Genomic DNA, 19,335 nt, shown 5'->3' on the forward strand with positions numbered 1-19,335 from the left:
CCCGCGCAGGCGGGGATCCGCCCAAGCCAGAAGCCTGGATGGATCCCGGCCTTCGCCAGGATGACGTTAGATGTGGGAACGTCCACGCCGTGCGCAAAGCGTGCGCAAAGCACAAACGCACCCGGGAGCGCCACGCGCCGCCGGATGTTAACCCCCCTGCCTCCCGGGCCCATTTTGAGATGGGTAGTCCATGTGCAGGGCGGCGGCTCTGGTTTCAGGGCCGTCGGAATGGGGGTGGTATGGGGGAAAGGGCCCTAAAAGTCAACTTTGTTGGCGCCTGCGACTCCGCTACGCGGAGCCGGCCGCACGCGCAGGAGGCCGGTTCAGAACCGGTAGCCATAACGGAGGCCGATGCGGTCCATGCCTTCATTGTACTTCTGCGTGTAGGCGTTCGACATGTGCTCGAAATAGACCGAGACGTCGGAATGCTCGTCGAGGTGGTAGCCAACTTCCATCGGGATGTGGAACAGAACGCGCGAGCCCAGCCATTTCTTATCGGGGTCAGACCCGGGTCCGCCCGTTTCCCCATCGTGAATGGCCGCGCCCAGGCCCAGGCCGAAGAACAGCCCTGACGGGCAATCTCCCTGCCAGCGCGCGTCGATATAGCCGTTGCTGGTATCGCCGCGGGTGTTGATCGAGCCGCCTATGACGGGGCGAACGGCGCCCCAGGGAAGCGCCCAGGCGGCGGCGAACTGCGCTTCTATATTGATGTCTGCGGCATTGCGCTCGACCTGGAAGCCGCTCCAGAGGTCCGGCACGTCATGGGCCAAAACGCCGATTTTCAGGGCGTAGAGGAGATCGCCGGCTGCCGCACCGGTGCTGGCAGCGGCGGCAAAAATGCAGGCAAACGCTGCGACCTGTGCGAAATTCTTGATCCGCAAAGCGCTCACCCCCGGGGCTTGGAGCGCTCCTTGTGCGCGGTTTCGCGATTTCCGGCAAGGCGAGGCGCGCAGAATCGCGGCGGCGCTTGCGCTCTTGTCACACTGGCCAGCTGGCCGAGTTGCTAGGCGTGCCTACGCCGCTTCAACTCTTTGCTCCAGGCGCGCACCAGCCTGAATACCCGGCGCTCGTAGGCGCGTTCGTCGGGCGTGAGGCAAATACAACCGTAGCAATAGCACGGGCGGGCGCGGGCGAAGGCAGTTTTGAAGAAGAGAGGCTTTGAGTACGGCGTCATTTGCAATCTCACGGGCGACGCGGGCGTTTTTTGAAACAAAACGAAGCTTTTGCTGCGCCCAACGGCTCAGGGCGGCTGCTTGTTCCGCAGCGGCAGGCGTTGCGGCCTCGATGACCGATCATACAAGTTCGGCATCTGCGGCGCTACGGCCGCTGCCCGCGGGATCCGTGCGTTGCGATTGTCATTTTTGGCGCTTCTCGCCATATAGGCTTGCATGAATACGGCATCGACCATTCCCTTCCTCAAGATGAACGGGCTCGGCAACGAGATCGTCGTCGTCGATCTGCGCAACAGCCCGCGGGTGTTCACGCCTGAAGAGGCCGCAGCGGTCGCTGCCGACCGCATGTCGCGGTTCGACCAGATGATGGTTCTGCACGCGCCCAAAACGGCGGGCACGGAAGCCTTCGTGCGGATCTACAATGCCGATGGGTCGGAGGCGGGTGCCTGCGGCAACGGCATGCGCTGCGTCGGCTGGTATCTGGCGCAAGGCGGGGCGGGAAGCCAATTCCAGGCAGAAACGCGCGCCGGCGTGCTCGACACGGTCGTCAAAAGCCAGGCGTCGATCACGGTCGATATGGGCGAGCCGAAATTCGACTGGCAGGACATCCCGCTCTCTGAAGAGTTTCGCGATACCCGGGCCATCGAACTGCAAGTCGGGCCGATCGACGAGCCGGTGCTGCATTCGCCGTCGGTGGTGAATGTCGGCAATCCGCATGCGATCTTCTGGGTCGAGGATCTCGATCTCTATGACCTCGGCCGCTTCGGGCCGTTGCTCGAGAACCATCCGGTGTTTCCGGAGCGGGCGAACATCTCGCTGGCGCAGGTGACTTCGGACTCATCCATTCTGCTGAGGACCTGGGAGCGTGGCGCAGGTTTGACGCTCGCCTGCGGTTCTGCCGCATGCGCTGCGGCTGTTTCCGCTGCGCGAAAGAAGCTGACAGGCCGCAGTGTCAAAGTGACTTTGCCTGGCGGTGATCTGCATATCGAGTGGGCGAACAATAACCACATTCTGATGACGGGCCCCGTTGAATTCGAGTACGAGGGCGCAATCGATTTTTCGAAATTGGCGAAGGTGTCGGTTTAGTCCGGCGTCTCAATCGGACCGCTCACCTGCACCGCGGGCGGGCGCCTCTCAAAGGAACGACAACAGAGCGCCTATGTCCGAACCCGAAGTGATAACGCTCGGCTGCCGGCTGAATGTTTACGAATCCGAGGTTATGCGACGTCACGCGCGCGAGGCGGGGCTTGATAACGCGGTCATCGTCAATACCTGTGCCGTGACCGGCGAAGCCGTGCGGCAGGCGGCGCAGACGATCCGCAAGCTGCGGCGTTCGAGACCCGAGGCGCGCATCATCGTGACCGGATGCGCGGCGCAGATCGAGCCGGAGCGCTTTGCCGACATGGCGGAAGTCGATCACGTCGTCGGCAATTCCGAGAAGATGAAGGCTGCGACCTTCTCCGGGCTTTCGACGGCTTCAAGCGAGCGGGTGCTGGTCAATGACATCATGAGCGTGCGCGAGTCGGCGCTGCACATGATCGACGGTTTCCATTCGCATACGCGCGCTTATTTGCAGATTCAGAATGGATGCGACCATCGCTGCACGTTTTGCATCATTCCGTATGGACGCGGTCCGTCGCGTTCGGTGCCAGCGGGCGAGGTCGTCAATCAGGTGCGTTCGCTCGTCGAGCGCGGGTATTTCGAAGTCGTGCTGACGGGTGTCGACATTACGTCGTACGGGCGCGATCTGCCGGGAGAGGCAACGCTCGGCAAGCTTGTGCGCCAGGTGCTGCGGCATGTGCCCGAGCTCGCGCGGCTCAGGCTTTCATCGATTGATCAAGTCGAAGCCGATGCGGATCTGATGATTGCGCTTGGCGAAGAGGAGCGATTGATGCCGCATCTGCATCTGTCGCTGCAGGCTGGCGACGATCTGACATTGAAGCGGATGAAGCGGCGGCACTTGCGGGCCGATGCGATTGCATTCTGCGAGAGCGCGCGGAAGCTCAGACCCGACATCGTGTTCGGCGCCGATCTCATCGCCGGATTTCCAACCGAGACGGACGACATGTTCGAGAATTCCATGAACATCGTCGATGAATGCGGACTGATCTATCTGCACGTCTTTCCATTTTCTGCGCGCCGGGGAACGCCCGCTGCGCGCATGCCGCAAGTTCACGGCGCAATCGTCAAGGAGCGCGCCTCCCGGCTGCGCGATAAGGGAAGCGCGGTGCTCAGTTCGTATTTAGAGAGTCAACGGGGGCAGGTGGTCGAAGTGCTAATCGAACGCGATGGCAACGGCCGCACGCCACAATATGCAGAGGTTTTGATGCAAGGTGAGCGCGCGCTGAGCGCTGGTACGATCGTCCGAACACACATCACACGCGCTGAAACGCAGCGGCTCGTGGGCGAGGCCATCTCGTGAGCGAACCCAAGGAAAAAGGCAGAGGGCTTTTCGGCCGCTTCTTCAGAGGCGGGTCTGAGCCTGCCAAAGAGCCTGAAGCAAAGCCTGTCGAAGATGCGGCCCAGAAGGCAGCGCCTGAAGTTTCGACGCCAGAGCCTCCGGCTGCAGTGCCAGAGCCTCCGGCTCCGGAGCCTGCGCCTCCCGCAGCTGTTGCTCCGATCGCGCCAGTGCCTGAGCCGGTGAAGCCCGAACCCGTCAAGCAAAGCTGGCTGCAAAGGCTGAAATCGGGGCTCGGCAAGACCTCGTCGAAGCTGACGTCCGGCATCACGGATCTGTTCGCCAAGCGCAAGCTCGATGCGAACACGATCGATGATCTCGAAGACTTGCTCATTCAATCGGATCTCGGGCTCGAGACGACGACCCGCATCACGAATGCGATCGGCAAGGGACGTTTCGAGAAGGGCATTTCGGCGGACGAGGTCCGCGCCATCCTCGCGGCCGAAGTCGAGCGCGTGCTGATGCCTGTCGCAAAGCCGCTTGTCATCAATTCGTCGCACAAACCGCACGTCGTCATGATGGTCGGCGTCAACGGCACCGGCAAGACGACCACGATCGGCAAGCTCGCCAACAAATACAAAGCTGAAGGTAAGTCGGTTGTTCTCGCCGCAGGCGATACGTTCCGTGCGGCTGCCATCGATCAGCTGAAAGTCTGGGGCGAGCGCGCGGGCGTGCCCGTTGTCGCGCGCGCTGTCGGCGGTGATTCAGCCGGTCTCGCCTATGATGCGTTGAAACAGGCGCAAGAGACTGGCGCCGATGTGCTTCTGCTTGATACGGCCGGACGCCTGCAAAACAAGCAGGCGCTGATGGAAGAACTCGAAAAAGTCACACGCGTTCTGAAGAAACTAGATCCGGCAGCACCGCAGGACGTAGTTCTTGTGCTTGATGCTACGACGGGTCAGAACGCATTGAGCCAAGTCGAAGTGTTTCGGGACCGCGCCGGTGTGACAGGGTTGATCATGACCAAACTCGACGGGACCGCTCGCGGCGGCATTCTTGTCGCCATTGCAGCCAAGTTCGGGCTGCCCGTGCATGCCATCGGGGTGGGTGAAGGGGCGGACGATCTGCAAGCCTTTTCAGCCGCGGACTTCGCACGTGCCATTGCCGGCATCTGACTTTCGGGGAACGGAACGCCATATGACGCAAGACTTGAATATCGGGAATCCTCCATTGATGAAGGCACGGAAGCGCTTTTTTCCATTCAACGCCGAGCAGACAATCAACATTCTCAGCGAATTCGGACCGCTGGTCACGATGTTCGTCGTCAACGCGTTCTTCGGCATCAACGCGGGTACGTGGGCGCTGATCGCCACGACCTTTCTGGCCATCGGCGTGATGCTTTACATGTTCCACCGGCCGCCGATCTTTCCGCTCATCGCGTCAAGCGTAACAATTGTTTTCGCTGCGCTCACGATCATCACGAACGATCCGATGTGGGTTCAGATCAAAGTGACGATCTTTAACGCCCTGTTCGGCGTGTTCCTGATTTCCGGGCTTTGGCTCAACCAGAACTTCTTCAAGTACGTGTTCGAGAAGACGTTTCATTATACTGATGAAGGCTGGCACAAGTTCACGTGGAGCTTTGCGCTCTTCTTCTTCTTGACCGCCGCGGCGAATGAATATGTCCGTCAGGCCTTCCAAGAAAATCATATGTACCACATTCTCGGGCACGAGATGGACGGTGTGAACGTCTGGATCTTGTTCAAGGTCGCTGTGGTGCTACCCGTGTCGGGCGTTTACGCCTGGATCCTGACGAGGGTCATGCAGAAGTATCGTCTGCCTGACCCCTCTCACGCTGAAGGCTGAAAGACATGGCGGACCAGAATAAGATGCCGAGCACGGCCGAAGAACCCCAGTTCGATCGCAAGCAGCTGATCAAGCTCGCCGTCGAGCTCGGCCCTCTGATCGTGTTCTTCATTATCAACAGCCGGTTCGGAATCTTTGCGGGCACCGGTGCGTTCATGGTGGCGACGGTTGTCTCGCTGGCCGCATCGCGGGCGTTTCTCGGCCGCATCGCGACAATGCCGCTCGTCACGGGGGTCTTCGTGCTCGTGTTCGGCGGTCTGACGCTGTGGCTTCAGGACGACCACTTCATCAAGATCAAACCGACGATCGTGAATGGGCTGTTCGCTGCCATTCTGATCGCGGGCCTCCTTTCGGGACGCCTGTTTCTCAAGATCGTTTTCGGCGACGTCATGCGACTGTCGGAAGAGGGATGGCGAATTCTCACTCTCCGCTGGGCTTTATTTTTCGTATTCCTGGCCATTCTCAACGAAGTCATGTGGAGGTTTTTCTCCACGGACACTTGGGTGGCATTCAAGGTATTCGGCATTATGCCGATCACATTTGTCTTCGCCCTAGCTCAAATCGGTCTTCTGAAGAAATACGAGACCACGGCGCCTGATGGGCCGAACGCATCGTAATTCGCAGCGTAAGCCTAAATCCCCTACCGTTATCAGCAAGATTTTGAACACCGTTTGTCTTTTTGCTGGACGGAGCACCCGGCGTGGTGTTTCTTTTCAGGAATTAGAAGCGGTGAGCATTTATCATTTCGTCTTGGCGGCGTTCTGGGCTCTCTGTCCCGGACGCCGATCGAAACCGAAAGGAGATGACGGAATGCACTGGGGCATGGAATGGCACGTCAGACTCCGACCAACCGCCTTGAGCGGTCGCCTTTGCATCTTCTACACAGGGCCGGACAGTGTGCGGCCGATCTCTTCCAAACCGAACTTGGCGGCGATGATCTAACGCCTCGCCAATTTGCCATCCTCCTTACAGTCGCTCAGAACGAGGGCGTGAACCAGACACAGCTCGTCGAGCTTACCGGCATCGACCGGTCGACGCTGGCGGACGTCGTCCGCCGGATGTTGAAGAAGGGCCTGCTGCAACGCCGCCGCACGCGAGAGGACGCGCGCGCTTACGCCGTCAAGGTGACGGACGAGGGCGCAAAGATCTTGAAGGCGCGAGAGCCTCTGGCTCGGAGGGTCGATGATCGCATTCTGGCGAGCTTGCCTGCCCAGCACAGAGATCGCTTTCTTCAGGACCTCGGCACGATCATCCAGGCGCTCGATCCGCTCGGCGAAAAAGAGAGCGCCGGCAAATCTGCGGGCGCTCCCTCTGCAAGTCTTCGGCGCGGTGATTAAGCAGCCTTCGTGACGAGGCGCTGATTGATCAGCGTCTCTGCGATCTGGACGGCGTTGAGGGCCGCGCCCTTCAGCAGATTGTCGGAGACGATCCACATCGCCAGACCGTTTTCGACGGTCGCATCTTCGCGGATGCGCGAAACGAACGTCGAGAACTCACCTGCCGCTTCAACCGGGGTGATATAGCCGCCAGGCTCGCGCTTATCGATGACGACGATACCGGGCGAGGCGCGCAGAATTTCGCGGGCTTCCTCGGGGCTGATCGGCCTATCGAACTCGATGTTGACGGATTCGGAGTGGCCGACGAAGACCGGCACGCGCACGCATGTCGCCGACAGCTTGATCTTGGGATCCAAGATCTTCTTCGTCTCGGCCAGCATCTTCCATTCCTCTTTCGTGTAGCCGTCTTCCATGAAGACGTCGATGTGAGGAATGCAGTTGAACGCGATCTGCTTCGGGAACTTCTTGGGATCCACTTCCTGGCCGGGCACGTACTTGCCCTTCGTCTGCTGCCAGAGTTCGTCCATGGCTTCCTTGCCCGCGCCGGAAACCGACTGATAGGTCGAGACGACGACGCGCTTGATGGTTGCCGCGTCGTGCAGCGGCTTCAAGGCGACGACGAGCTGCGCGGTCGAGCAGTTCGGGTTGGCGATGATGTTCTTCTTGGCGAAGCCGCGAACGGCGTCGGCGTTCACTTCCGGCACGACGAGCGGCACGTCCTGGTCGTAGCGCCAGTAGGACGAGTTATCGATGACGATCGTGCCCTGAGCGCCGATGCGGGGCGACCATTCCTTCGACACGGTCGAGCCTGCGGACATCAGGCAGAAGTCGACGCCGGTGAAGTCGAACGTTTCCAGGTCCTGGCATTTGATGACGCGATCGCCGAAGGAAACTTCCGTGCCCAGCGAACGGCGTGAAGCCAAGGCATGAAGCTCGCTGACGGGGAATTTGCGTTCCGCGAGCACATTCAACATCTCGCGGCCTACGTTGCCCGTGGCGCCGACGATGGCGACCTTATAGCCCATGGCGTTATGTCCTTGAAAATCTTGGTTTTGGCGCGAGCGCTTGCCCGCGCGGCGCGTCTGTTGTCAGGGGCTTCACATACGCGGGTAGCCCATGATTTTCAAGGATTGTCGAGTTGCGGAGCGAACGTGCCGCTCGCGGTGTACGCGTTCTTAATGGAACGCCGCATAGAGAGAGATGTTGAGTGCGGATCCTCCGCCGCCGCGAAGCAAACATCTTATGAGGTTAGTAGCGGCCACAACTCGCGTATCGCGAAATAAGAAAAGGGGGACGCCGTGAATCCGTTGAAGTTGACGATGCTTGCCATTGGAGGGCTGGCGCTCTGCGCGCCGGCACTCGTGCCGCAGGTGTCGGCGATTAGTGCGTGGCTCAACGATGAAGAGCTGCAGCGCTTCAAGGGTGCAACGCTCGATGGCCGCTATGTGAGCGGCAAGGTTTTTACCGAGCATTACGGCGAAGACGGGCGGCTGAAATACGTCGAGCGCGACATGACGCTGACCGGCCATTGGTCGATCACGCAAGGCACGCTGTGCACCATCTACGATTACGACGCGACGGGCGGCTGCTACCGCGTCGCCCGAGTCGATACGAACTGCTATGAATTCTACTTCGTGTCGCGCACCGAGCAGGCGGCGCCGGGGGAGGGCAAGCCGCGCTGGACCGCGCGCGGGGCCATTCAAGGCCAGCCGAGCGCCTGCAAGGACGAACCAGCCGTTTAGGTTATTTGGACGTTTGCGGCTGGGTCCCGGGTCTCGCAAGTTGGCTCGCCCGGGATGACAAACTTTCGCGAGTTTCGCTCCTTGTCATCCCGGCCGAAGCGCAGCGAAGAGCCGGGACCCAGGGCCGGCTCTCGACTGCGAGATAAACGTTTCCCGAGGCGTGCCTGACTCAGCCCGCGAGCGCCGTCAGTTCAGCTTCGATAGCCTTGCCCATCTCGCTCGTGCCGACCTTGGTCATGCCGGGCTGCATGATGTCGCCGGTGCGCAGGCCCTTATCCAGAACGTTGGCGATCGCCTTTTCGACGAGATCGGCTTCGGTGCCGAGATCGAAGGAATAGCGCAGCGCCATTGCGAACGAGGCGATCGTCGCGATCGGGTTTGCCAGGCCCTTGCCGGCGATGTCGGGCGCGGAGCCGTGGACGGGCTCGTAGAGTGCCTTGCGGCGGCCGGTCTTGGCGTCGGGTGCGCCGAGTGATGCGGAAGGCAGCATGCCGAGCGAACCCGTCATCATCGCAGCTTCGTCGGAGAGAATGTCGCCGAACAGGTTGTCGGTCACGATGACGTCGAACTGCTTGGGATTGCGGATCAGCTGCATCGCGCAGTTGTCGGCGAGGATGTGCTCGAGCCTGACGTCGGCGGCGTAGGACTTGTGGACTTCGGTCGTGACCTTCTTCCAGAGCAGCCCCGACCGCATGACGTTGTGCTTCTCGGCCGAGTGGACGAGGTTCCGGCGCTTCCGCGCGAGGTCGAAGGCGACCTTCGTAATGCGTTCGATCTCGCGCGTCGTGTAGACCTGCGTATCGACGGCACGCTGCTCGCCATTCTCGAGCGTCACGATTTCCTTGGGCTCACCGAAGTAGACGCCGCCCGTCAGCTCGCGCACGATCATAATGTCGAGGCCTTCGACGAGTTCGCGCTTCAGGCTCGAGGCGTCGGCGAGTGCGGGGTAGCAGATCGCCGGGCGAAGGTTGGCGAAGAGATCGAGGTCCTTGCGGAGGCGCAGGAGGCCGGCTTCCGGACGGTGCTGATAGGGAACATTTGCCCACTTCGGTCCGCCGACGGCGCCGAAAATCACAGCGTCAGCTTTTTCGGCCTTGGCCATGGCTTCATCGGTGATGGCCACGCCGTGGGCGTCGTAAGCTGCGCCGCCGACGAGATCGCGCTCGACCTCGAAGCGGACGGTTTTGCTCTTGTCGTTGAAGAACGTGATGAGGCGCTCAACCTCTGCGATCGTTTCGACGCCGATGCCGTCGCCGGGGAGCAAAAGAAGGGTGTGCGTCGTCATCCGTTAACAATCCTTGGTCAACTCAAGAGGGGAAATCAGTCGGGGGGAGTGCTAGCGTTTGGACAGGCGCGCGGCAAGCTCTTGGCCGCAAAAAACCGCACCTTGGCGCAAGGGGGGTCCATGCAGGTTCAACGGTCCCGGTTCGTTTCGCTGGCCCTAGGGCCGCTGCTGCCGCTCCTGCTTCCTTCGGGGGCCTTCGCGGATGACAGGCCTGTCCTGTCGCTGCCGCTCGTCTGCCAGCCCCACAGGACGTGCTTCATTCAGAACTACGTCGACATCGATCCGGGGCGCGAGGCCCGGGACTACATGTGCGGCCGGGCGACTTACGACAAGCACAGCGGCGTCGATTTCCGCCTGCTGTCAGCCGCTGCCACGAACCCGCCCGTTAACGTTCTCGCATCCGCCGACGGTACCGTGAAGGCGATCCGCGATGGCGTGCAAGATGTCTTCTTCAAGAAAGCCAAGCCGCAGGATGTTGCCGGGCGCGAATGCGGGAACGGCGTCATTCTCGATCATGGCGGCGGCTGGGAAACCCAGTACTGTCACATGCGGCAGGGTAGCGTGCGCGTCGCCAAGGGGCAGACCGTGAAACGCGGCGATCCGCTGGGCGACGCCGGGTTCTCGGGCCTCGCCGACTTCGCGCACGTCCACATCAGCGTTCGTCATGACGGGCGGACGATTGATCCTTTCCTGCCCGATGCGGTGGAGGGGAAATGCGATACCAACGCACGGGGACCCGGCCTTTGGGAGCCGCAGGCCGCGGCGGCATTTCCCTATAAGAACGGAGAGACGATCGGTGTTGGGTTTGCCGGCGTGCCGCCAACGGTCGAGTCGCTCGAAGCCGATCACAGCAATGTCGTTGCGCTCACGCCTTCATCCCCGGCGCTCATCCTCTACGGCCGCTTCATCAATCTGCAGAAGGGCGATCAGGTGCGCTTCGTCGCGTCTGGTCCGCGCGGCGATATCCTCGATCAGCAAGCGCCTCCGCTCGAACGCGATAAGGCGACGTTCGTCGCGTTCGCGGGGAAGCGGCGCCTTGGCGATTCCTGGCCGGTCGGCCGCTACAATGGCCGCGTCGAGCTTATTCGTGACAAAGGCGTAATCGCAACCAACCTCGTCGAATTTGATCTCAACGAGGCGTCACGACAGGAAGCCCGGTAGCGGGAAGGCCAGCGTGAAGCCGCCGGCCGTCAGTACCGCTCCGAGCGCGCCGACGAGAAAGCTTCCGAAGAGGAGGACGTTGCCGCCTGAGATGAGGGCTACGGAGGCAAGCACAATCGCGATCTGCAAGAGTGCCTGGCCGTAATCGAAATAGGGGCTGCGCTTCAAGGCCTCGTCGCGCATGGCTTCCAGCGCCTTGCCCTTCTGGAAGAGTTCGTCGAGGCCTTCGCCGCGCTCGGGATCGGTGGTGAGGAGTTGATCCTGCTTTTTGTAATCGGCGAGCTTCGCTTCGATTGAATTGCGAACGTCGCCGAGCATCGCGGGCGTCGCCTGCAGCATCACCTCGAAGTCGTCGACGTGGAGCCTGAGCGCCTGACGGCGGGCGTTCTTGGCCTGGAAGAACGACCAGATGTTCGAGGCGGCGATGTTGTGTTGGGTTGCGTCCTGCTGGGCGTTGCTGCCGCCCAGACTGCTGAGGGCAAGAACAACAGCGAGAATGCCGACGTAGACGCCGATGAGCTTTTCGCGCGTGTGGGTGCTCTTGGCACCCGTGGTGCCGGCGGCCTTGTCGCCGACGAGATCGTCCAACGCCGCCATCCGAACCCCCCGGCCGATGCGCTCCGTCTAGATGATACGATCTTCTGGCGGCGCTGCAAGGGAGCGTGCGGGGAGGAGGTCCTTGCGGTCGATCGCCTTACCATCGGCGCCGAGCCTGTAGAGAATAGGCGCGCCGGTGGCGAGCTCGCGCTCGAGGATTTCGTCTTTTGACAGATTTTCCAGGATCATCACCAGGGCGCGCAGTGAATTTCCGTGCGCGGCGATAATGACGTTCTTGCTGGCGGTGATCTGAGGCCAGATGGCCTTGTCGTAATAGGGACGAACGCGCTCGAGCGTATCCTTCAGGCTTTCCCCGTCTGGCGGAGGAACGTCGTAGGAGCGGCGCCAGAGCCGTACCTGGGATTCGCCCCACTTCTTGCGCGCCTCGTCCTTGTTGAGACCCGACAACGCGCCGTAGTCGCGTTCATTCAATGCGGCATCGCGAATGATTGGGACGTCCGTCTGGTGAAGCTCCGACAGGATGATGTCGAGGGTGCGTTGCGCACGCTTCAGGGCACTCGTGAAAGCGATGTCGAACTTGACGCGATGTTCGCGGATCATCCGGCCGGCGACGCGCGCTTCGATAACGCCCTTCTCCGTTAGGTCTGGATTGCGCCAGCCCGTGAAGAGATTGAGCCTGTTCCACTCGCTCTCGCCATGGCGGACAAGCACGAGAATATTGTCTGTCAGAGCGTCCGTCATTTCCTCATCCCGGCGTCTCCAAGCAGCGTTCGGCTATGGATCTGTTAGATGCCCAATACGTCGGTCATAGCGTAGAGACCGGGCGAGCGGCCCTTTGCCCACAGAGCCGCCTTGACGGCACCACGAGCGAAAATTCCGCGATCGGCGGCGCGGTGGGTCAGTTCGATGCGTTCGCCGTCGCCAGCGAAGATCACCGTGTGATCGCCGACGACACTGCCGCCGCGCACCGTTGCAAAACCGATGTCGCCTACCCGGCGCGGGCCGGTATGCCCATCGCGCACGCGAACAGAATGTTCGGCAAGGGCAATGTTACGCCCTTGAGCGGCAGCTTCTCCAAGCATCAATGCGGTTCCCGACGGCGCGTCGACCTTCATCCGGTGGTGCATCTCAACGATTTCGATGTCGTAGTCGTTCCCGAGAGCGGCGGCCACTTGGCGGGTAATGGCTTGAAGAAGATTGAGGCCGAGGCTCATGTTTCCAGCCTTGACGATCGGCGTCAACTTCGCGGCTTCTGCAATCGCGGCGTTGCCTTCGGCATCAAAGCCGGTCGTGCCGATGATGGCGGCCGTGGCCGAGGTCGAGGCGAGGCGGGCGAATTCGATGCTGGCTTTGGGTATCGTGAAATCGACAATGGCGTCGGCAGCGGCGATCACGGCAGCCGCGTCGCTCGACACCGCGACACCGAGAGGCTCGATGCCCGCGAGTTCGCCGGCATCTTTTCCGAGCAGCGAGGAGCCCGGCGTTTCGAGGGCGCCGCTAACGCTGCAGCCGGGTTCGGCGGCGATCGCGCGGATCAGTTCGCGGCCCATCCGGCCGGCCGCGCCCATAACGGCGATCTTCATGACGTCTCCGGTAGCTTCCTGTGGTCACGTTAGCGGCGGCTCATGCAACATGCGTTGAATTGCATCGAGCCGGCGCGTCAGCGTGGTTGCCGTCCAGTGAGGCCGGTATAGCAATGCGGTTGCTCAACCGTAAAGGGCACGCCCGGCGAATTCGCCAGACCGATGCCGTTCGCGGCGAGCAACTGCTGCGAAACGAGCGTCAGACGTGGGCTTTGGCGCGTTCGAGGGCCTGAACGATGAGGCTCTTGGCTTCTTCGACCGGACCCCAGTGATCGATCTTCACCCACTTGCCGGGCTCGAGGTCCTTATAGTGGGAGAAGAAGTGCTCGATCTGCTCGAGCGAGATCTTGGGCAGATCGGTATAGGTCGTCACCTGCTCGTAGCGCTTGGTCAGCTTGCTCGAGGGGACTGCAATGATCTTCTCGTCGCCGCCGCCATCATCTTCCATGACGAGAACGCCAACGGGGCGGCAGTTTATGACGGCGCCCGGCACGATTGCACGCGTGTTGCAGACGAGAACGTCGATCGGATCGCCGTCGCTGCCGAGCGTATGGGGAATGAAGCCGTAGTTACCCGGATAGCGCATCGGCGTGTAGAGGAAGCGGTCAACGATGAGCGCGCCTGAGGCCTTGTCCATCTCGTACTTGATCGGTTCGCCGCCGACCGGCACTTCGATTACGACATTGATATCATCCGGCGGATTGTTGCCGGGTTTGATGGCGTCAAGACGCATGCATGGACCTCAATTAATTCATTCGGGTTGGCGGCCACCCTTACCGGGAAGAGCAGTCGCACAGGACCGCTTAGGTCACAGTTTATAAGCGTCCTATGCGGCAAAAGGAGCGTGCGGCCATCCAACCGAACTCACACGCAGAATATCCCTGCGAGGTGTCCTTACCACTCGAAAGCGATGCGGGTGCTCGTCACATTCCCGAAACGCACGCAGGAGCGTCGCGTAGGACGGCCTCCGCAGCGGAGATAGAACGCGCGGGCTCTATCGTTGGCTTCCAGCGCCCAGACGATCAACCGCTCAAGATCGAGGCCATCGAGCGTGGCGCGGCATGCTTCGAACATGTGTTCACCGATGCCGAGGCCTTGGTAAACGGGCGCGAGATAAAGTTCGTAGATCTCGCCGAGATCGCGGCCACCGCCGCGCGCACGGCCGCACGAGGCATAGCCGGCGATCGTTTCGCCATGCAAGGCGACGAGAAGATTACGATCCGTTGCGATAGCGCGACGCCACCAAAGCGCGTCCCGTCGCATGATTTCGCGTTCGAGATGGAGCGACGGCAGAATGCCGGTGTAGGCGTGCCGCCAGGACTCTCGAAACACGCGGGTGATCTCGCCGGCGTCGGCCGGGCGGGCGTTGCGGACAGAAACCTCGAGGTTCTGGTTCAGCATACGCACAGTCTAGCGCCAAGCTGCACGAAACGCATCAACGCTTCGCGTGACATTGAAAATAAAAAAGGCGCGGAACGTTCCGCGCCTGTTTATTAGAGGAAGTGCCCCACTCGACGCGCCAAAAATACTGGCCGTCGCACCGCTCTTTGTTAGCCTACGCTCTTGAACTGTTCGAAGGACTTCGTCGTCGCGGCGCCAACCGTTTCGAGAGCCTGCTTCGTGACCTTGTTGGAAAGCTCGAAGAGTTCCTTGGACTGCGAACCCGCAACCGCGAACTGCTGCTGCCAATAGTTGGCCTGCAGACGAGCGATTTCCGGGAACGTGCGTGCACGTGCCATTGCCTGCGCAGCTTCGAAAGCGGCTTCGGTGTTAGCGAGCGTGTTGGCAACGATCTTCTCGCCGATCGACTTCGCGCCAGCCTGCGTCGTCAGAAGGACTTCCTCGGCGACCTTGGCGTTGTCTTTCGCGAGCGAGGTGAACTTGTGATAGGCGTCGCGCGACTTGGCGATCGCGTCTTCTGCAAAAGCAGAGATATTCTCGGGAACCTTGGCGTCTTTGCCCGCGGTGAACATCTCCTGGGCCTGCTTCGTGAAGTCTTGGACTTGGCGGGTGAAGGCGTCGGTCATGGGGTGACTCCTAATTTTTCAATAAATGTAAGCGGGACTTCCTAAAGAGCAGTCTGGCGCCGCCGGCGAAACCATTGCTCGTTATATAAGCAAAGCTATTGTGCGATGCAACAAGTTTTTGCTGTGCACGTCGTGAAATAGGAAGTTTGGTCGCGTAAATCGCGTCCATATGTCTTAATATTTGATTATAGCCTGACCCGAGTGGGCAGTCACCCCCTATCCTCTCCTTCGCAGATGCGAAGAGGGCGTCCGCCTCATTCAAATCGGTCAAAGTTTTGAAAAAACATCACGATAGCCCACTGCGCTCGGATCGAACATAATGTCGCGGCGGGTGAGTGGGCGAGCCAATGCGAGGCCTTCCAGCGTGCGACAGCGGGAGAGCGCGACGTAAGTTTGGCCGTGCGCGAAGGTCCCACCACCGAGATCGATATAGACCTTATCGAGCGTTAGCCCCTGGGCCTTGTGGATGGTCAGCGCCCAAGCGAGCCGCAGGGGAAACTGTTTGAAGGTGCCGGCGATGGTCTCGACGATCTTGTCGGCGGATTGATCGAATGCGTAGCGCCGGTGTTCCCAGGCCACCTGCTCGACCTCGTATTCCTTGCCTCCGACTTCAACGAAGACCTGTTTCTCGGTCAGACGCGAGACGCGGGCGACGGTGCCGTTGACCCAACGCCGGTCGGGATCGTTCCTCAGCATCATCACTTTGGCGCCGGGCTTCAACTGCAGCGCCACGTCTGCGGGCTGCACGTTCGTTGCGAAGTCGCCAGTGATATTGGCGTTGAACGTCACCGGCTCGCCTTTGAGGGCGTCGAGATAGGCCGTGTTGATGCGCTTGGCGGCAGCATTCGTCGGCGTCAAAATCACGTACGGCTCGCCTTCCGCCAGCGTGCGGATCGGATTGACGCGTTTGTTGATGAAGGCGAGATCGTCGTCCGACACGTTGCCGTCGCGCACGGCGTTGAGCACGTGGATCAACGCGTCGTCGGTCTGACGGAAGATCTGCTCGAGCTCCAAAAGCGCGGTGCCGTTGCCTTCGCGCAGGGCCTCGATTGAGAAGAAGAATGGGCTCCCATGCTTCTCTACGAGGTGGTCAAAAACCTCGCGCTCCTGGATGACAGGCGGTAATTGGTGGAGATCGGCGAACAGCAGGATGCGGGCCCCGCCGAAGGGCTCGCGCGCGCGGCCGCGGTTGACGCGAAGCGAGCGGTCGATGGCCCACATCATGTCGGATCGCACCATCGAGGCTTCGTCGATGACGACGAAATCGAGTTCGCGCATGACGCGGCCGTTGCGGCTGCGCCGGATATCGTCGTCCTGGATGAGCCGCGGCGGGAAGCCGAAGAAGGAATGGATCGTCTGGCCGCCGATGTTGATTGCGGCGAGGCCTGTCGGCGCGAGCACGACCATGCGGTCCTCGTAGGCGTCGCGCAGCGCTCTGAGCAACGTGGATTTGCCCGTTCCGGCCCGGCCGGTGACGAAGAGGTTGCCGCTCTCTTCCTTCATGAAGGCGGCGGCGCGCTCGAACGCGGGTGTGGGCGTCACGCCCTTGGGCCAGTCGATCACTGGGTGCAGCGGCTCGCGATGGCCGTCTCGAAGAATATGGCGATGGAAGAAGGCATTGTCAGGTGGATCGGCCTATCCCTTGGGTGCCGAATTGGCTTCAAGCGGTCATATCAAAGTCCGCCCCGGAAGTCACATCGCGACTGTATTTCTCCGTACCCGGCGCGAGCATACATCCGGAGCCACGCGAGACAAGAAAACGGGCGGAACTCTAAAAGAGTCCGCCCGGATTATAATCAGAGGTGTTCGGAGATCAGTCAGCGCTCATGTTGAGCAGCTTGAAGTCCTTGTCGAACTTCAGATCGTAAGCCCTGCCGTCCTTGCACTTGGCATCGTCGAGTTCGTAGACGCCCGTGCCTTCCGTTTCCTTTTCCCATTTGCCGCCCTCGCAACCCCAGGCAGCCGCCGCAGCGGTTGCTTGTTTGGTTTCGTCGGCGCTGAGGGGGGTGTCAGCAAATGCTGGAACGGACAATGCGCAGGCGGCGCAAACCGCCAAAACGAGTTGCTTCATGAAAGGCTCCTTCGGTTTCAAGCTTGAGAGCCTATCATCCCGACGCCTGATTTAAAGGTTTTTAATCAGGCGCTTTTTTAGGGAATTTTTCCCGAACTCAGGCGGCGCCGCTCGCGCGCTCTGCTTCACTCTTGCGGCTCTGACGCTTGCGCTCGTTGGGATCGAGCCAGCGCTTGCGCAGTCGGATCGACTTCGGCGTCACCTCGACCAGTTCTTCGTCGGTGATGTAGCTCATCGCCTTTTCGAGCGTCAGGCGCATCGGCGGCGTCAGCAGCACGGCGTCGTCCTTGCCCGAGGCGCGGACGTTCGTCAGCTTCTTGCCCTTGACGACGTTGACTTCGAGATCGTTCTCACGCGAGTGCTCGCCCACGATCATACCCTCGTACACGCGGTCCTGCGGGTTGATCATGAAGGGCCCGCGATCCTGCAGATTGAAGATCGCGTAGGCGACGGCTTCGCCGGGGCTGTTGGAAATGAGCACGCCGGTGCGGCGTCCGGCGATTTCGCCCCGGTACGGCTTATAGGCGTGGAAGAGCTTGTTCATGATGCCGGTGCCGCGCGTGTCGGAGAGCAGCTCCGACTGATAGCCGAGCAGGCCACGCGTCGGTACGTGGAACACCATGCGCGTGCGTCCACCGCCGGACGGCTTCATCTCCAGGAGATCGCCTTTGCGCTCGGCAAGCTTCTGCACCACGACGCCCGTATAGTTGTCGTCGACGTCGACAATGACTTCCTCGATCGGCTCGAGGCGCTGGTTGGTCTCGGGATCGGTCTCAAAGACGACCTTCGGGCGCGAGACCGTGAGCTCGAAGCCTTCGCGGCGCATGTTCTCGATCAGGATCGCAAGCTGAAGTTCGCCGCGGCCCGAGACGATGAAACTGTCGTTGTCTTCGCTCTGCTCGATGCGGATGGCGATATTGCGCTCGGCTTCTTTCAGCAGGCGGTCGCGGATGACGCGGCTTTGAACCTTGTCACCTTCCTGGCCGGCAAACGGGCCATCGTTGATGCGGAACGTCATCGACAGCGTCGGCGGATCGACGGGCTGCGCGGGCAGCGGTTCGTTGACGGCCGGATCGCAGAGCGTGTCGGCAACGTTGGCGAGGCTCATGCCGGCGAGCGCGATGATGTCGCCTGCGCCTGCCGATTCAACCGGCGTGCGCTCAAGGCCGTGGAACGCCAGAACCTTCTGGACGCGGAAGTTTTCGAGAGCCTTGCCTTCGCGATCAAGCGCTTTCAGCTGCTGGTTCGGCTTGACGATGCCAGAGGTGACGCGGCCCGTGAGAATCCGGCCGAGGAATGGGTCGGCGTCGAGCGTCGTCGCCAGCATACGGAACGGGCCGTCATCGACAGCGGGCGGCGGCACGTGCTCGAGGATGAGGTCGAACATCGGCGCCAGGTTTTCCTGGGGTCCGGCCGGGTCGCGCGCCATCCAGCCCGAGCGGCCGGAGCCGTAAAGCACGGGGAAATCGAGCTGCTCGTCGGTGGCGTCGAGGTTGGCGAAGAGATCGAACACCTCGTTCAGCACGTCCTGGTGGCGTTCGTCCGGGCGGTCGATCTTGTTGATCGCGACGATCGGCCGGAGGCCGCGCTTCAGGGCTTTGGAAACGACGAACTTCGTCTGCGGCAGCGGGCCTTCGGAAGCGTCGACGAGCACGATGACGCCATCGACCATGTTGAGGATGCGTTCGACCTCGCCGCCGAAATCGGCGTGGCCTGGCGTGTCCACGATGTTGATGTGGGTGCCCTTCCACTCGACGCTGGTGCATTTCGCCAGAATGGTGATGCCACGCTCGCGTTCGATGTCGTTGGAATCCATCGCGCGTTCGGCGACCTTCTGGTTTTCCCGGAAGGAGCCGGACTGCTTCAAAAGCTCGTCGACGAGTGTCGTCTTGCCATGGTCAACGTGCGCGATGATCGCGATATTGCGAAGGGCCATTTTAAACCTGAAGTTATGGAGAAGCGCCGCGGGCTGTGCCACTGCAGCGCAATATTCGCTCGCACCTAGCACGGGGACGCACCGGTGGGCTAGGCGGCTTCGAGAAATCTGGGGTGCGGCGTATCAGTATTAAAGGCGACATGATCGCCATTTGGCATGAAATTTGTTCGGTGGTGCCGCATCTGGTGCCGCATCTCAA

At 61.1% G+C, this 19,335-nt stretch carries 20 protein-coding genes; 8 read left to right on the forward strand and 12 right to left on the reverse strand.

Translation table 11 applies throughout. From position 1 onward, the window contains the following. Positions 1–323: 323 nt before the first annotated feature. The gene (locus VFG26_RS05600; protein ID WP_325023095.1) at positions 324–881 is read right to left on the reverse strand and encodes an acyloxyacyl hydrolase; all 558 of its coding nucleotides are present in this window, start codon (positions 879–881) and stop codon (positions 324–326) included. A 507-nt stretch (positions 882–1,388) separates the two neighbouring features. Here VFG26_RS05600 and dapF point away from each other — a divergent pair. From dapF to VFG26_RS05630, 6 genes are all read left to right on the forward strand, one after another. Next, positions 1,389–2,258 carry a diaminopimelate epimerase gene (gene dapF, locus VFG26_RS05605; RefSeq protein ID WP_325023097.1) on the forward strand — a complete coding sequence of 290 codons (870 nt, stop codon included), beginning with the start codon at positions 1,389–1,391 and terminating at the stop codon, positions 2,256–2,258. A gap of 73 nt (positions 2,259–2,331) precedes the next feature. Then, positions 2,332–3,594 carry a tRNA (N(6)-L-threonylcarbamoyladenosine(37)-C(2))-methylthiotransferase MtaB gene (gene mtaB, locus VFG26_RS05610; protein WP_325023099.1) on the forward strand — a complete coding sequence of 421 codons (1,263 nt, stop codon included), beginning with the start codon at positions 2,332–2,334 and terminating at the stop codon, positions 3,592–3,594. After that, on the forward strand, positions 3,591–4,745 hold the full coding sequence (gene ftsY, locus VFG26_RS05615) for a signal recognition particle-docking protein FtsY (protein WP_325023101.1): 1,155 nt from the start codon (positions 3,591–3,593) through the stop codon (positions 4,743–4,745). Before mtaB ends, ftsY begins: the two co-directional genes overlap by 4 nt. A 58-nt stretch (positions 4,746–4,803) precedes the next feature. Beyond that, complete coding sequence (locus tag VFG26_RS05620; RefSeq protein WP_325023103.1) at positions 4,804–5,436, forward strand: inner membrane-spanning protein YciB; 633 nt, start codon at positions 4,804–4,806, stop codon at positions 5,434–5,436. 5 nt (positions 5,437–5,441) lie between these two features. Beyond that, a complete protein-coding gene (locus VFG26_RS05625) occupies positions 5,442–6,053 on the forward strand; it encodes a septation protein A (protein ID WP_325023105.1) in 612 nt (203 codons plus the stop codon). 210 nt (positions 6,054–6,263) lie between these two features. Then, positions 6,264–6,773: a MarR family transcriptional regulator gene (locus tag VFG26_RS05630; protein ID WP_325023107.1), complete on the forward strand. Its 510-nt coding sequence runs from the start codon at positions 6,264–6,266 to the stop codon at positions 6,771–6,773. Here VFG26_RS05630 and VFG26_RS05635 read toward each other — a convergent pair. Beyond that, on the reverse strand, positions 6,770–7,798 hold the full coding sequence (locus VFG26_RS05635) for an aspartate-semialdehyde dehydrogenase (protein WP_325023109.1): 1,029 nt from the start codon (positions 7,796–7,798) through the stop codon (positions 6,770–6,772). The two genes, VFG26_RS05630 and VFG26_RS05635, sit on opposite strands and share 4 nt — an antisense overlap. A gap of 273 nt (positions 7,799–8,071) precedes the next feature. On the opposite strand from VFG26_RS05635, the gene VFG26_RS05640 reads away from it, so the two are divergent. After that, the gene (locus VFG26_RS05640) at positions 8,072–8,515 is read left to right on the forward strand and encodes a hypothetical protein (RefSeq protein ID WP_325023111.1); all 444 of its coding nucleotides are present in this window, start codon (positions 8,072–8,074) and stop codon (positions 8,513–8,515) included. 169 nt (positions 8,516–8,684) lie between these two features. Here the strand turns inward: VFG26_RS05640 and leuB are convergent, their stop codons facing one another. Then, the gene (gene leuB / locus VFG26_RS05645) at positions 8,685–9,800 is read right to left on the reverse strand and encodes a 3-isopropylmalate dehydrogenase (protein ID WP_325023114.1); all 1,116 of its coding nucleotides are present in this window, start codon (positions 9,798–9,800) and stop codon (positions 8,685–8,687) included. A 120-nt stretch (positions 9,801–9,920) separates the two neighbouring features. Here leuB and VFG26_RS05650 point away from each other — a divergent pair, with 120 nt between their 5' ends. Then, on the forward strand, positions 9,921–10,961 hold the full coding sequence (locus VFG26_RS05650) for a M23 family metallopeptidase (RefSeq protein WP_325023116.1): 1,041 nt from the start codon (positions 9,921–9,923) through the stop codon (positions 10,959–10,961). Here the strand turns inward: VFG26_RS05650 and VFG26_RS05655 are convergent. The 9 genes from VFG26_RS05655 to typA all read right to left on the reverse strand — a co-directional run bounded on the left by VFG26_RS05655 (position 10,941) and on the right by typA (position 19,136). Next, entirely contained in the window at positions 10,941–11,558 is a 618-nt protein-coding gene (locus VFG26_RS05655) for a DUF4337 domain-containing protein (RefSeq protein ID WP_325023118.1), read from the reverse strand. The two genes, VFG26_RS05650 and VFG26_RS05655, sit on opposite strands and share 21 nt — an antisense overlap. A 27-nt stretch (positions 11,559–11,585) precedes the next feature. Then, the gene (locus tag VFG26_RS05660) at positions 11,586–12,248 is read right to left on the reverse strand and encodes a 2,3-bisphosphoglycerate-dependent phosphoglycerate mutase (protein WP_325023486.1); all 663 of its coding nucleotides are present in this window, start codon (positions 12,246–12,248) and stop codon (positions 11,586–11,588) included. A 56-nt stretch (positions 12,249–12,304) separates the two neighbouring features. Then, positions 12,305–13,102: a 4-hydroxy-tetrahydrodipicolinate reductase gene (dapB, locus tag VFG26_RS05665; protein ID WP_325023120.1), complete on the reverse strand. Its 798-nt coding sequence runs from the start codon at positions 13,100–13,102 to the stop codon at positions 12,305–12,307. A 199-nt stretch (positions 13,103–13,301) separates the two neighbouring features. Beyond that, positions 13,302–13,835, reverse strand: coding sequence for an inorganic diphosphatase (gene ppa, locus VFG26_RS05670; RefSeq protein ID WP_325023122.1), 534 nt, complete (start codon positions 13,833–13,835; stop codon positions 13,302–13,304). Positions 13,836–13,996: 161 nt separating this feature from the next. Then, the gene (locus VFG26_RS05675) at positions 13,997–14,503 is read right to left on the reverse strand and encodes a GNAT family N-acetyltransferase (protein ID WP_325023488.1); all 507 of its coding nucleotides are present in this window, start codon (positions 14,501–14,503) and stop codon (positions 13,997–13,999) included. Between the two features lie 149 nt (positions 14,504–14,652). Next, positions 14,653–15,129 carry a phasin family protein gene (locus VFG26_RS05680; protein WP_290994006.1) on the reverse strand — a complete coding sequence of 159 codons (477 nt, stop codon included), beginning with the start codon at positions 15,127–15,129 and terminating at the stop codon, positions 14,653–14,655. A 267-nt stretch (positions 15,130–15,396) separates the two neighbouring features. Continuing rightward, positions 15,397–16,692, reverse strand: coding sequence for a PIF1 family ATP-dependent DNA helicase (locus VFG26_RS05685; protein WP_325023126.1), 1,296 nt, complete (start codon positions 16,690–16,692; stop codon positions 15,397–15,399). Positions 16,693–16,942: 250 nt separating this feature from the next. Then, positions 16,943–17,200 (reverse strand): PepSY domain-containing protein, encoded by a 258-nt coding sequence (locus VFG26_RS05690; protein ID WP_325023128.1) that lies wholly within the window; start codon positions 17,198–17,200, stop codon positions 16,943–16,945. A gap of 97 nt (positions 17,201–17,297) precedes the next feature. Then, positions 17,298–19,136 carry a translational GTPase TypA gene (gene typA, locus VFG26_RS05695; protein WP_325023130.1) on the reverse strand — a complete coding sequence of 613 codons (1,839 nt, stop codon included), beginning with the start codon at positions 19,134–19,136 and terminating at the stop codon, positions 17,298–17,300. Positions 19,137–19,335: the final 199 nt, after the last annotated feature.

It is taken from the genome of Hyphomicrobium sp. (assembly GCF_035687085.1).
In the GTDB taxonomy this organism is placed as follows: Bacteria; Pseudomonadota; Alphaproteobacteria; order Rhizobiales; family Hyphomicrobiaceae; genus Hyphomicrobium_B.

Excerpts from the sequence above, each read along its gene's own strand:
- dapF (WP_325023097.1), top strand. The coding sequence starts at position 1,389 with ATGAATACGGCATCGACCATTCCCTTCCTCAAGATGAACGGGCTCGGC.
- mtaB (WP_325023099.1), top strand. The coding sequence starts at position 2,332 with ATGTCCGAACCCGAAGTGATAACGCTCGGCTGCCGGCTGAATGTTTAC.
- VFG26_RS05620 (WP_325023103.1), top strand. The coding sequence starts at position 4,804 with ATGAAGGCACGGAAGCGCTTTTTTCCATTCAACGCCGAGCAGACAATC.
- VFG26_RS05625 (WP_325023105.1), top strand. The coding sequence starts at position 5,442 with ATGGCGGACCAGAATAAGATGCCGAGCACGGCCGAAGAACCCCAGTTC.
- VFG26_RS05630 (WP_325023107.1), top strand. The coding sequence starts at position 6,264 with ATGGCACGTCAGACTCCGACCAACCGCCTTGAGCGGTCGCCTTTGCAT.
- VFG26_RS05635 (WP_325023109.1), bottom strand. The coding sequence starts at position 7,798 with ATGGGCTATAAGGTCGCCATCGTCGGCGCCACGGGCAACGTAGGCCGC.
- leuB (WP_325023114.1), bottom strand. The coding sequence starts at position 9,800 with ATGACGACGCACACCCTTCTTTTGCTCCCCGGCGACGGCATCGGCGTC.
- VFG26_RS05650 (WP_325023116.1), top strand. The coding sequence starts at position 9,921 with ATGCAGGTTCAACGGTCCCGGTTCGTTTCGCTGGCCCTAGGGCCGCTG.
- VFG26_RS05655 (WP_325023118.1), bottom strand. The coding sequence starts at position 11,558 with ATGGCGGCGTTGGACGATCTCGTCGGCGACAAGGCCGCCGGCACCACG.
- dapB (WP_325023120.1), bottom strand. The coding sequence starts at position 13,102 with ATGAAGATCGCCGTTATGGGCGCGGCCGGCCGGATGGGCCGCGAACTG.
- ppa (WP_325023122.1), bottom strand. The coding sequence starts at position 13,835 with ATGCGTCTTGACGCCATCAAACCCGGCAACAATCCGCCGGATGATATC.
- VFG26_RS05675 (WP_325023488.1), bottom strand. The coding sequence starts at position 14,503 with ATGCTGAACCAGAACCTCGAGGTTTCTGTCCGCAACGCCCGCCCGGCC.
- VFG26_RS05680 (WP_290994006.1), bottom strand. The coding sequence starts at position 15,129 with ATGACCGACGCCTTCACCCGCCAAGTCCAAGACTTCACGAAGCAGGCC.
- VFG26_RS05690 (WP_325023128.1), bottom strand. The coding sequence starts at position 17,200 with ATGAAGCAACTCGTTTTGGCGGTTTGCGCCGCCTGCGCATTGTCCGTT.
- typA (WP_325023130.1), bottom strand. The coding sequence starts at position 19,136 with ATGGCCCTTCGCAATATCGCGATCATCGCGCACGTTGACCATGGCAAG.